This is a genomic window from Fulverythrobacter fulvus, from assembly GCF_037154085.1.
GTDB classification, from domain to species: domain Bacteria; phylum Pseudomonadota; class Alphaproteobacteria; order Sphingomonadales; family Sphingomonadaceae; genus Andeanibacterium; species Andeanibacterium fulvum.
Genome location: NZ_JBANRM010000006.1, coordinates 64,104 through 76,160 on the forward strand (window position 1 = coordinate 64,104; position 12,057 = coordinate 76,160).

Below are 12,057 nucleotides of genomic sequence, written 5' to 3' on the forward strand. Positions count from 1 at the left end.
TTGGGTGCCGCCCCAGTTCTTCCTGCGAGCGCAAATTCGTGCTTACGCTTCTTTCTTCGTGAGCGCGTTGGCGACGATTTCGGACACGAAGCCGAACACCGCACCGATGATCACCGAGGCGACCACGGGCATGATCGCCTTTTCCGGGGCGTCGCCGCGCAGGATGATCGGGCCGGCGATGGAGGCAAAGCCATAGACACTGGCCGGAATGGTCGCCAGCAGCGGAACCTTGCTGGACAGGCAGATAAGCGCGGCGCCCAGGCCAACTGCCACGGCCGTGCCCACTTCCGCGCCGAGCGCGCTGCCAAGCGGGCCGGATGCCAGCATCACGGCGCCCATGCCGACAATGGCGCCCCAGCTCATGCAGGCGATGGCGGTAGTGGTGCCCTTAATGCCGCCGCCCGAATGGAAGTGGCAACCCCAGGCAATGAAGGAAATCCAGACAAGTCCGGAAAGGATGCTGGTGGCAAGCGGGCCGACATAGAGCCAGGTATCGAGAACGGCGAGCAGGCCGACCGAAAGGGCCAGCGCAACAACTGCAGGCATAGAGATTCCCCCAAAACGTATGTTGTTTCTTTGCATGCGACCCGGTCGTTGCCGTCCGCATGGGAAAGCTATGCCAAGCCGCCACGCCCGTCCATTGCTTTTGTCCGGTTCATCCCCGGGTGGGCCGGGCGTTCAGACGGCGGTCGCTCAGAAAATGCCGTTGGAATGAGGCAGGGTCTCGGGAATTTCCTGCAGCACTTCCCAATGTTCCTTCACCTTGCCGTCTTCCAGCCGGAAATAGTCGATGATCGACATGCCCGGATCGCCGGGGAAGCGCACCGTGTGGATGTGGAAGATCGTATAGTCCCCATCCACGAAGCTGGCCTTGATCGCGAAGCCGATATCCTTGAAGCGGCTGGCGCGGTTCTCGAAGAAGTCGCGCAGCCCTTCCTTGCCCTCGCTCGCGGCGGTGGAATGCTGGATATAGCCGTCCGCCAGGAACTCGTCGATCTTGCTGGCATCGAACTTGAACAGCATCTCGTGATACATGCGAGTGCAGAAATCGAGATTGGCCTGCTCCTGCAGCGTCCGGCTCATCGTGTCTCTCCCCAATTCCGTCCGTTTTCAGACCAGCGCGTAATAGCGCAGCAGATTGCCGTCGCTGCGACGCTCGCCCACGCCGATGAAGACATGCTTGGTAAGCCAGTCATGCTTGCCCACCGGGCATTCGAAAGTGGGGTTGCCGCGCAGGTAGTAATCCTCATGCGGAACCGGTTCGCCGCCATTGAAGGCCCAGTCGCGCAGGCGGGCCATCGTGTCGGGCTTGCGCCCCCACAGGAAGCCCTTGTTGTTGAGCAGGATGATCGTGCCGTCATCCTCTTCCAGCAGATAGCGCGCATCGAACACAGCGACATCGTCGGGCCGGAAATAGGCATAGTCGCCCCCCGAACCGGGAACGGCACGGCCGCGGATGTTCGGCCCTTCGAAAGTGCCGCCCTGCACCAGAACGGCGCTGCGCATGCCGCCATTGGGGTGCGGCGCGATGGAATAGACTTCGGGGAAGGTCAGGCGGACCTCCATCACGAATTCCATGCGCGGATTGTCCAGATCCGAGAAAGGCGGCTGGAACGGGGTGGTATCGGAAAAGCTCATCAGCGCAGCTCCAGCATGCCGCCATCGACGAACAGGTTCGCGGCGGTGATAAACGAGGCATCGTCGGAAGCGAGGAACAGCACGGCCTTGGCCACTTCCTCGCTCTGGCCCATGCGGTGCATCGGCACGTTTTCGATCATCTTTTCCTTGAGCGCGGCAATCGCCTCATCGGTCATGCCGGGATTGCGATAGAGCAGCGGCGTATCGATCGGGCCGGGGCTGACCATGTTGAGGCGGATGCCTTCGGAAACCAGCTCGCCCGCGAACACCTTCATCGCGGCATAGAGCCCGCCCTTGGCGGCGGCATAGACGGCATTGCCCGGCAGGCTGGCATGGGCACCAATGGAGCCGGTGACAACCACCGAACCGCCCTTGCCCATGATCCGCACCGCCTTCTGCAGAGCGAAGACACAGCCCTTGAGATTGATCGAATGGGTGTGATCCCACGCTTCGGACGTAATGTCGCGCAGCGGGGCAAAGCCACCCACGCCCGCATTGATGTAGAGCACGTCGATTCGGCCATCTTCGGCCTCGATCTTCGTCACTACATCCTCGCTGGAAGCGATGTCTGCGATGTCCGCCTGGTAACCCTTGCTGCCGGGGATAGAAGCCACTGCCTCGTCCAGCGTTTGCTGATTACGTCCAGTGATGTGCACCTTTGCACCCTCGGCCGCAAAGGCCTGCGCGGTGGCGAGGCCCATCCCGCTATTGCCGCCCATCACGAGGACGACCTTGTCCTTGAAACGCATCATTCTCTCCTTCAACCTCAACGCCCGCTCATGGTGAGCCTGTCGAACCATGCGCGCCGCACTTCCCCCTCTGGCGCGGGTCCTTTGACAGGCTCAGGACGAACGGGGTAGGTGCGCAAATCCTGTCAGAACGGCGAATTCGGGTTCGGCCCGCCTTCAACCACATCCTGCATCACATCCCAATGTTCCTTCACCTTCCCGTCTTCGACGCGGAAGATGTCGATCACGGCCCAGCCCAGATCGCCGGGGAAGCGGCGCACGTGATAGTGCACCGTCACGTGATCCCCATCGACGAAGGCCCGCTTCACATCGTGGACAGCCTCGGGCGTCTGGCCCTTGATCATGTCGAGGAAGTCCTTGAGCGGCTGCTTGCCTGGCTCCACCGACTGGTTGTGCTGGATGTATCCGTCGGCAATGAAGCGATCCACCGCCGTTGAATCCATCGGGTTCAACACCTGGGCGAACATGTCCAGCACCAGCTGAAGGTTCGCTTCTTCCTGCGGAGTGCGGCTCATGCGAGTTTCTCCCCGGCAAGCTCGGCACGCGGCAGGCTCTGGCCCTTGATGATGTCCGCCGCCTTTTCGGCCAGCATCATCACCGGCAGGTTGGTGTTGCCGCCCGGCACGGTGGGCATGACCGAGCAATCGACCACGCGCAGCCCTTCCACCCCGATCACCTTCAGGTCGCTGCCGACCACAGACCGCTCACCCATGCCCATGGCGCAGGTGCTGGTGGGATGCTGGGCGACATAGCAAGTGGCGCGGATGAAAGCGTTGAGTTCCTCGTCGCTCTCCACCTGCGCGCCCGGCGTGCGCTCCCGGCCGGTGAGCGAGCCCATCGGTTCGGTGCGATAGATCCGGCGCGCGGTGCGGATCGCGTCGCGCATCTGCGCCAGATCGGCCTCCTCGGCCATGATGTTGAGGGTCACGGCGGCCACTTCGCGGGGATCCGCACTCTTCAGTTCCACCCAGCCGCGGCTTTCGGGATGCAGCTGAACGAGGCCGGCCCAGAAGACATGCTCCTGCTCCTTCTTGATGCCGGGGAACCAGGTTTGCGCATCGAAGCGGATCGGGTTGACCATGATCTGCAGATCGGGCCGATCGTATTTGTCGCTGGTGCGCACCACGACGTTGCAGCTGTTGACCTGCGTCGCCATCGGCCCGCTGCCCGTGAGCATCCAGCGCAGCGAGTTGAGCGCGATCTTGTCCCAGCGCAGTTGGTTGAGGAAAGTGACGGGCTTGGTTGCATCCCATTCCAGCGAAACACAGGGGTGCTCCTGCAAATTGCGGCCTACGCCCTGGCTGTCATGGACCACCTCTATGCCATGGCTCCTGAGGTGCTCCGCAGGGCCGACGCCCGACAGCATCAGCAATTGCGGCGAATTATAGCTGCCACCCGAAAGGATCACTTCGCGATTGGCACGGATCACCGTGGGGCCGGCGGGCGTATCGATCTCCACCCCGACGCATTTCTTGCCCTCGAACACCACGCGGCGGGCCAGCGCGCCCGATTGCACGGCAAGGTTGGGCCGCCCCAAAGCGGGCTTGATATAAGCAGTGGAGGCGCTGACGCGGCGGCCCTTGGCATCCACCGTCTGCTCGCCTCGGGCGAAGCCTTCGGGCTTTGCACCCGCCAGATCGTCGGTCGTATCGAAGCCCGCCGCCTTGGCGGTCGCCATCATTTCCTTGTGCAGCAGGAAAGGCGAATCGATCGGGCGAACGGCAACCGGGCCACCCTTGCCGTGATACTCGCTCTCGCCCCGCCAGCTGTCTTCCATCTTGCGGAAATAGGGCAGCACATCGGCATAAGACCATCCGCGCGCGCCCATCTGGCCCCACTGGTCGTAGTCCAGCGGGTGGCCACGCATGGCGAACATGCCGTTGATCGAGCCGGAACCGCCCATCACCCGCCCCCGCGGCAAGGGCATGCGGCGCCCGTCCAGATGCGGCTCTTCCTCGGTCCAATAGGTCCAGTTGAAACGCGGATCGGGCATGGCCTTGAGGAAGGCCAGCGGCATCTTGAGGAAAATGTGATCGTCCTTGCCGCCGGCTTCCAGCAGCAGGACCTTGTTCTTCGGGTCTTCGCTCAGCCTGGCGGCCACGACGCAGCCCGCAGAGCCGCCACCCACAACGATATAATCGAACGCTTCGCCAGAACCTGTGACCATCGGTACCTCTCCCTTGCCGGTTTTCTAACGATCGTTACAAAGGGTGGCAAGGAATGTGAGGGATAAGGAGAGGGTCGGGCATGACCAGAGAAGATTACGAGCGTTACGTCACGGCCTTCAACGCGCGCGACTATGATGCGGTGTTCGATTTCTATGCCGAAAATCCGAAGATGGCCTTCTTCGGGATCGAGATCACCACCCGCCAGCAACTCAAGGATTTCTACGGTTTCCTGCACCAATTTGTGAAGGAAACGGTGACGGTGGAACGCTTCGCCGGCTCCGACGAACTGGCCGCAGTGGAAGGCATCGTGCGCGTCGAAGGCCTTGCAGACCTGACGCCCGAAATCCTGGCCGAGCGCGGAATGCCGCAATTCTTCCCCATCGCCAAAGGCGAAGTGCAGGAAATGCGGCAGTATATTCACTACCACCTCAAAGATGGTAAGATTGAAAATGTGGGCTGCGCGCTGGTTTAGGAACAATCCGATCTATTGAGGCGCAAGCGACTGTGGATGAGCAAGCGGGGCGCTGCTTTCACACTTGCGTTTATTTCGCATATATGAAACATGGGTTCCGGATAGGAGGAACCCAGACTTGATCAAGACCACCCATGTCGGAAGCCTGCCCCGCGGGCCCGAACTCGTCCCCTTGCTGCTCGCCCGCGACAAGGGCGAACCCTACGATGCGGAAGAATTCGACCGCGTAGTGCAGGAAGCCGTGAACGAGGCCGTGGTCCAGCAAGTCGAGGCCGGCGTTTCCATCGTGAGCGACGGCGAACTCGGCAAGGTCGGCTATTCCACCTATATCATCGAACGTCTGTCGGGCTTTGGCGGGCACTCTCCGCGCAAGCCCGCGCTGGACCTGGCCGAAGTGCCGGACCTCGCCAAGAAGCTCTCCGCCATCATGGGCGCGCAGGAATTCACTCGTGCCAGCGCCATCGCGCCAGTGAAGCTGGTCAATCTCCAGCCGCTGCATGACGATATCCGCCGCTTCAAGGCCGCCCTTGCCGGGCACGGACACGGCGTGGCGGCCTTCATGAACTCGGCCTCGCCGGGGCTCATCACGGCCTTCCAGCCGAACCAGTATTACCCCAGCCACGAAGCTTATCTGGCCGATCTCGTAACCGCGATGCAGCCGGAATACGAAGCCATCGTGGAAGCCGGCTTCGACCTGCAGCTCGATTGCCCCGACCTCGCGATGAGCCGCCACACCGGCTATCAGGACCTGACCGAGGAGGAATTCCTCAAGATCGCCCGCGCCAATGTGGAAGCGCTGAACGAGGCGACCAAGAACATCCCGCCCGAAAAGCTGCGCATGCATGTGTGCTGGGGCAATTACGAAGGTCCGCACGATTTCGACATCCCGCTGGAGCGGATCATCGACATCGTGCTGTCCGCCCGTCCCTCCACCATCCTGTTCGAAGCGGCCAATCCGCGCCACGAACATGAATGGGTAGTATGGAAGGCCGCCGATCTGGCGGGCAAGATTCTGGCCCCCGGCCTGATCGACAGCTGCTCCAACTATATCGAAACTGCCGAACTCGTCGCCCAGCGCGTCGAACGCTTCGCCAGCATTGTCGGCAAGGACCGGGTGATCGCATCGAGCGACTGCGGCTTCGGCACCTTCGCCGGTTACGGCAAGATCGACCCGGCAGTGACCTGGAAGAAGCTGCGTGCGCTGCGCGACGGTGCAGACATCGCGGAAGCCCGGATTGGATAAGGCTATGGGGGGCAGCGGGGCAGCAGCTCAATCCAGCAGCGTCAAATCGGCAACGCGCACACTCGACATCATCGAGTATGTCGTCGCTGCCGGCCGCCCGCTGGTGGCACAGGAAATCTCCAACGCCTTGGGGATTCCTGTCAGCAGCCTGTCCTACCTGCTCTCCACCCTTGCCGATCGCGGCTATCTCCAGCGTGAGGGGCGGCGGTATACCCCTGGCCCCGGGCTGGAGCGGCTGCAGGCCAAGCGCGGCGGCTTCTCGCTGGTGGAGCGTGTCGCTCCGCTGGTTCGCACCTTGCGAGTGCAGCTCAACGAAACCGCCAGCTTCTGGGTGCGCCATGGCTGGCAGATCGAACCCATCGCCACGGAAATGAGCGAACAGGCACTGCGTTACGCCGTCATCACCGGCACGCGCCTGCCCATGTACGCCCTCGCATCCGGGAAGGCCGTGCTGGCCGCCATGCCCGACGAGGAACTGGACCGGTATTTTGCCGAAGTGAAGCTGGAGAAATTCACGCCTCACACGATCGTCAGCGAAGCGAAGCTGCGCAAGCAGATCGCGGAAACCCGCAAGACCGGCTTTGCCGTGATCGAAGAGGAATACAGCCTCGGCATCAACGGCATTGGCCGAGTGGTGCGCGTGGGCGATGAGGTAGTGGGCGCCCTGTCAGTCGCGATCCCCAAGGTGCGCTACAGCGAAGCTCTGGAAAAACGCGCCAAAGATCTGCTGGAACGAACCGCTACGCTGCTCGAAGAAGGCTGATCCCCACCCCGATATCCGATATGCCGCTTCACGGGCGCGGACGGGCCAAGATCAGCTTTTCCGAGAGATCGGCGCCCTGCTGGCCCTTGATCTCATAAAGCACTTCGAATCCCTTTGGATTGCGCTGCTTTGCCAGCGTCGCGACACTCGCCGGAAGATCTCCTGACGCAACGATCGGCGCCAGCCCCCGCAACCCCGTATCCCGCGCGCCGGCCACTACGGCCACCAACGCACCGCCCGGCTCGTGGAACTCGGTGAAATATCCGTAATCGGAATAATATTGTGTGGAGGCGAGGCTGCGGGCTTCCTCGCTGATATAGGATTTGCGGGTCTTGCTATCGATCAGCTCGTCATAGCTTTCGCCCACGATGAAGCCCGAATTCATGAAATTGACGTCTTCCAGCAGGCCCATGCCGCTGATCAGCCCGATATAGACCACATTATAGGTCTGGAACGTGTCGCTCGTCACCTGCGAGGCGGGCATGATCGTCACCTGCTTATGATGCTGGGTGAGGATCGGCATCAGTTCCGCCAGGCCATAGGCGGACGAAAAGGGCAGGTAATTGAGCCCCATATCCTCGGTCATCTCGTAACGGGCGGGGTCTGATTCCTGCGCGCGGGCGAGATCGGTCTTCGAATTGATTGTGAACTCGCGAATCAGGCGACCCGATTCGGGGTTCATCGGGTCGATTTCGCCAAAGATGTAATAGTCGCCCATCACCACAACGATCGGCCGGTCCGATTCAAGGAAGGGCCGCCACGCCGGATTGACCTCGGGCGCACCGGTTTCGACGAGTCGGCCAAAGAAGAATGCCGCAATCAGGGCCAGGAGCAGGAGCGCCGAGAGTGTCCATTTCGGCAAGCGCCAAGACTTGGTCGCTTCCGGCTCCTTCTCTTCCTCCTCCACCGGCGAGGCGGCGAAGCGCAGTGCATAGGTGCCCGAAGGGATCGTCAGGCGACCGCCCGTCCCATTGCCCTTGTCCTGCGCGTAGAACTCTTCCAGGCGCTTGCGCAGGCGGTGGACATAGACGCGCGCGGTTGCGTCGTCGCTTTCGCTGGCGGTCTGGCCGAAGACAGTTTCCGCGATTTCGATCTGCGTTGCCGGCTCGGCGGATGCTCCCCGGCGAGCGAGGAAATCGAACAGCTCTGCCAGCCGCCCCCCTTCGCCCAGCACCCCGCTGGACTTCAGCCGAGCGACCTCCGCAGCGAATGCAACAGCATTGCTGTCAGCGGTTTCAGGCAGTTCGGCGGAGGTGTCGCTCAATTCAAAAGTCCTGAATTTCCGGGAAATTTCACCCGTGTAACGTGATGTAACGCCCGATAACTGTAATTAACTTGGAATGGCCCGGGCGGTTCCCCAGTGCTCTTGCAAACAAGTTGCAACTAACAGCCGGGAAATGGATTTGTCCAAAAATTTCGTTTTGCCAACCCACCGCCGTCCGATGCTGATGGCGGGGGCTGCGGCCGCCTCCCTGATCTTCGCAGCCTCTCCGGTGCTGGCCCAGGATACCGACGGGAGCGACCCGGCGACGCAGGCGGCCGAGGCCGAGCAGGCGCCGGACAATGGCGTGAACTGGCATGGCGAGATCATCGTTTACGGCCGCGGCGAGAAGCGCATCGGCCAAGCCATCGCAGCGAGCGAAGGCGGGGTGGCGGGTGCCGATATCGAAATCCGCCCGCTGCTCCGCCCCGGCGAATTGCTTGAGGCGACACCCGGCCTGATCGCCACGCAGCATTCGGGCGGCGGCAAGGCCAACCAGTACTTCCTGCGCGGCTTCAACCTCGATCACGGCACGGATTTCGCGCTCTATATCGACGACATGCCGATGAACTTCCGCACTCATGGCCACGGCCAGGGCTATCTGGACGTCAACGGCCTGATCCCCGAAGTCGTGGAGCGCGTCGACTATCGCAAGGGCCCCTATCGTGCCGACACGGGCGATTTCAGCTTCGTGGGGGCGAGCTTCATCACCACGCGCAATAAGATGGCACCCTTCGCGGCGGTCGAAGTGGGCGAATATGGCTATCGCCGTGCAGTCGCTGGCGGTTCGGCCAAGGTCGGCAAGGGCGACCTGCTAATTGCCGGCCAGGTTAAGCTGAACGACGGCCCGTGGGAGCTGCCGGAGGATTTCGAGGGCTATTCGGGCCTCGTCAAATATTCCGCGCCGCTCGGCGCGGGCGAGATCAAGGCGTCGCTGAGCATCTTCAAGGCCACCTGGGCGCCGACCGAACAGCTGCCCGAACGCACCGTGGGCTGGCTGGTGGACGACCGTTACGGCTCGCTCGACAAGACGCTGCGCGGCCGCACGGAGCGCGAAACCTTCACTCTCAATTACGAGGATGACGACTGGCGGCTGACCGGTTGGGCCCAGCATTACGACTGGAGCCTGCTGTCCAACTTCACCTATTTCCTCGACGATCCGGTGAATGGCGACCAGCTGCGCCAGTACGAGAAGATGTGGTCCTATGGCGGGCGGATCGAACGCAACATCACTGTCTCCGACACGCTGAAATTGCGCGTGGGCACCGAATTGCGTGAAGACGCGATCGATCCTGTGGGGCTGGACCATACGATCGAAGGACAGTTCGACTATGTGAAGACTGCCTTCGCCGTGAAGGAATCTTCCGCCGGCCTCTACGCCGAAGCCGTGTGGCAACCGCTCGACCGGCTGATGGTGATCGGCGGCCTGCGCAATGACTGGTACCGCTTCCGCACGACCGACCTTGGCGGCCAGGCCGGCTGGAGCGGCATAGTGAAGGACGATACTTTCGCGCCCAAGATCGGCCTCAATTACGAGATCGCCGACGGCATCGCGCTATACGCCAATTACGGCGAAGGCTTCCATTCCAACGACGCGCGCGGGGTGACCAATCCCGACGATCCCGCTCCCGGCCTGGTCGAAGGCGATTTCGAGGAACTGGGCTTCCGCGTCGAAAAGGGCGGCCTGATCTTCACCGGCGTCTATTGGTGGAGCTCGATCGAAAGCGAGCTCATCTATGTCGGCGACAGCGGCGCGGTCGAACCGTCCGATCCGGCCGTACGCCACGGCTACGAGTTGACCGCCTTCTGGAAACCCAATGGCTGGCTGGCATTCGATGGCGTGCTTACCGGATCTTCGGCACATTACATCGGCCTACCCGAAGGCGAGAATTACGTTCCGGGCGCACTGGAAAGTTCCGGCGAACTGGGCGTTTCCGCACTGTTCCCGGAATGGAACGCCGCCGCCCGCCTGCGTTATCTGGGCCCGCACCCGCTGATTGAGGATAATTCCCAGCGCGGGGCGTCGACCACGCTGGTCAATTTCCGCCTCGCCTGGACGCCGACCGCCTCGAAGCTGAAAGGCTGGGAAGTCTATGGCGAACTGCTGAATGCCCTCAATTCGAAGAGCGACGACATCGACTATTTCTATGTCACCCGTTTCCCGGGCGAACCTGCCGAGGGGATCGAGGGACGCAATAGCCGCATCGTGGAACCCCGCCAGTTCCGCGTGGGCGTGAAGAAGACTTTCTGAACGCAACTCCCGACCCCCATTTCCCAGCGGGGTCTTCCTGGGCGCGGCCATGGTCACTCCGGCCGCGCCCATTTTCTTCTTTCGGCAGCGGCGTCATCGCCTAGGATCGGTGCATGACCGCCATCGCCTATATCTTTGCCGCGCTTGCCGAGATCGCCGGCTGCTTCGCCTTCTGGGCATGGCTGCGCATGGGTAAATCGCCGCTCTGGCTGGTGCCGGGCATGGTCTCGCTCGCCATCTTCGCCTGGCTGCTGACCCTGATCGATGCCGACCATGCCGGGCGCGCCTATGCAGCCTATGGCGGGGTTTATATCGCCTCAGCGCTTGTCTGGCTGTGGGCAGTGGAAGGCGCCCGACCCGACCGGTGGGACCTGATCGGCGGCGCGATATGCCTGGGCGGGGCGGCGATCATCCTGTTCGGTCCCCGCGCGGGCTGAAGGCGAGGTGGGGCGGGTTGCCGGACAAAACGCGCGCCCAACATCCCGACCCTGCCCTTCGATCAATCGAAGATAGTGTTGCCGTGCTCGTCGACCTTGTTGCGGTCGTTCTCGCTGCACTGGAACTCGATCAGCATCCCATTGCGGTCGCGCCCGTAGCGCACTGCGACCTTGAAGGGCTCTTCCAGCGCCTCGGGATCGTCCAGCACCATTTCGTTGAGCAGCACGTTCTGATCGGCGGGATCGAGATGGATCCGCTCGGTCACGCGCAAGGCGGGTGAGTGACCCATACCGCGCTGCAGATCGAGCGTATCGTTGATGCCGATCGTATCGACCACCAGCGTATCGCCTTCCCAATGGCCGATCGAATGGCCCATGAAAGTGGGATCGATCTCTTCGAGCGGCGGATGTTCGCGCCCGTCGGTCCAGATCGTACGGGTCTGCATCCAGGCTTCCTGGTTGATCGTGACCCGGCCCGGCGAGAAGATGAACTCGAATGGATACTGGAAGGTCTGCATGATCACCGGCATGCCCGGCGGCGAGCAGTTCGAAGTGGCACGCTTCACCACCCCGTCATTCGCGCGCACTTCCTCGCGATAGGATTCGTGACGCGCCCTGAAATCGCCTTTCAGCTTGGGCGCGCCGGCACCGGCATCACCGGCGCGGAACTGCGCGAACCAGATGCCGCCCCAATCGGGCAGGGCATCGAGCGCGGCATAGCGGCCCTTGGGATAACCGGCGCTCTGCCCTTCCTCCAGCCCTTCGGGCGGCGGCGTTGCAGTGACGGCGCCAAGCTGGGCCGCGGCGGGCGAGGCCAGCAGCAGGGCGAGCGGTGCAGCGAGTATGAGGCGCTTCATTTCCAGTCTCCCAGAACAAAACCGTCGGCCTTGCGAACCGCGACATAGGACCCGCCCTTTGATCCGTTGCGGAGCGGGTGGATTTTCAGGGTGACCTTATCGCCGGTTTTGAGGGTGGTGCGTTTCCATCCTTCATTGGTAAGATTATTTGGGCTGGTCATTTCGATGGTCCAGCGTTCGGTCTGGCCTTTGACCGGCACGTCGATCTCGATGAAGGC

The 12,057-nt window shown here is 62.2% G+C and carries 14 protein-coding genes; 5 read left to right on the forward strand and 9 right to left on the reverse strand.

Features of this window, described 5'->3' with window-relative positions; all coding sequences use genetic code 11:
• Positions 1–42 precede the first annotated feature (42 nt).
• The 6 genes from WFP36_RS15810 to WFP36_RS15835 form a co-directional block, all read right to left on the reverse strand.
• Positions 43–546, reverse strand: a complete 504-nt coding sequence (locus WFP36_RS15810; protein WP_336981912.1) for a DUF1097 domain-containing protein — start codon at positions 544–546, stop codon at positions 43–45.
• A 147-nt stretch (positions 547–693) separates the two neighbouring features.
• Positions 694–1,083 carry a nuclear transport factor 2 family protein gene (locus tag WFP36_RS15815; RefSeq protein ID WP_336981914.1) on the reverse strand — a complete coding sequence of 130 codons (390 nt, stop codon included), beginning with the start codon at positions 1,081–1,083 and terminating at the stop codon, positions 694–696.
• 27 nt (positions 1,084–1,110) lie between these two features.
• A complete protein-coding gene (locus WFP36_RS15820) occupies positions 1,111–1,638 on the reverse strand; it encodes a DUF3237 domain-containing protein (RefSeq protein ID WP_054531721.1) in 528 nt (175 codons plus the stop codon).
• Positions 1,638–2,387: an SDR family oxidoreductase gene (locus WFP36_RS15825; protein WP_336981917.1), complete on the reverse strand. Its 750-nt coding sequence runs from the start codon at positions 2,385–2,387 to the stop codon at positions 1,638–1,640. Before WFP36_RS15825 ends, WFP36_RS15820 begins: the two co-directional genes overlap by 1 nt.
• 125 nt (positions 2,388–2,512) lie before the next feature.
• Positions 2,513–2,902 carry a nuclear transport factor 2 family protein gene (locus WFP36_RS15830; protein WP_336981919.1) on the reverse strand — a complete coding sequence of 130 codons (390 nt, stop codon included), beginning with the start codon at positions 2,900–2,902 and terminating at the stop codon, positions 2,513–2,515.
• Positions 2,899–4,554 carry a GMC family oxidoreductase gene (locus WFP36_RS15835; protein ID WP_336981921.1) on the reverse strand — a complete coding sequence of 552 codons (1,656 nt, stop codon included), beginning with the start codon at positions 4,552–4,554 and terminating at the stop codon, positions 2,899–2,901. The genes WFP36_RS15830 and WFP36_RS15835 overlap by 4 nt, the downstream gene beginning before the upstream one ends.
• Positions 4,555–4,634: 80 nt before the next feature.
• On the opposite strand from WFP36_RS15835, the gene WFP36_RS15840 reads away from it, so the two are divergent.
• From WFP36_RS15840 to WFP36_RS15850, 3 genes are all read left to right on the forward strand, one after another.
• A complete protein-coding gene (locus tag WFP36_RS15840; RefSeq protein WP_336981923.1) occupies positions 4,635–5,027 on the forward strand; it encodes a nuclear transport factor 2 family protein in 393 nt (130 codons plus the stop codon).
• A gap of 118 nt (positions 5,028–5,145) precedes the next feature.
• Positions 5,146–6,270 carry a cobalamin-independent methionine synthase II family protein gene (locus WFP36_RS15845; RefSeq protein ID WP_336981925.1) on the forward strand — a complete coding sequence of 375 codons (1,125 nt, stop codon included), beginning with the start codon at positions 5,146–5,148 and terminating at the stop codon, positions 6,268–6,270.
• Entirely contained in the window at positions 6,263–7,033 is a 771-nt protein-coding gene (locus WFP36_RS15850; RefSeq protein ID WP_336981926.1) for an IclR family transcriptional regulator, read from the forward strand. Before WFP36_RS15845 ends, WFP36_RS15850 begins: the two co-directional genes overlap by 8 nt.
• Before the next feature lie 28 nt (positions 7,034–7,061).
• On the opposite strand, the gene WFP36_RS15855 is transcribed toward WFP36_RS15850, so the two are convergent.
• A complete protein-coding gene (locus tag WFP36_RS15855; protein WP_336981928.1) occupies positions 7,062–8,297 on the reverse strand; it encodes a helix-turn-helix domain-containing protein in 1,236 nt (411 codons plus the stop codon).
• A gap of 184 nt (positions 8,298–8,481) precedes the next feature.
• Between WFP36_RS15855 and WFP36_RS15860 the strand changes: the two genes are divergently transcribed.
• Positions 8,482–10,545, forward strand: a complete 2,064-nt coding sequence (locus tag WFP36_RS15860) for a TonB-dependent receptor (protein WP_336981930.1) — start codon at positions 8,482–8,484, stop codon at positions 10,543–10,545.
• Between the two features lie 113 nt (positions 10,546–10,658).
• Entirely contained in the window at positions 10,659–10,982 is a 324-nt protein-coding gene (locus WFP36_RS15865) for a YnfA family protein (protein WP_336981932.1), read from the forward strand.
• A gap of 62 nt (positions 10,983–11,044) precedes the next feature.
• Here WFP36_RS15865 and WFP36_RS15870 read toward each other — a convergent pair whose 3' ends face one another.
• Positions 11,045–11,839, reverse strand: a complete 795-nt coding sequence (locus WFP36_RS15870; RefSeq protein ID WP_336981933.1) for a hypothetical protein — start codon at positions 11,837–11,839, stop codon at positions 11,045–11,047.
• Positions 11,836–12,057 (reverse strand): DUF6152 family protein (locus tag WFP36_RS15875; RefSeq protein WP_336981935.1); only part of this gene is annotated, 222 nt, incomplete at its 5' end. The genes WFP36_RS15870 and WFP36_RS15875, both read right to left, overlap by 4 nt.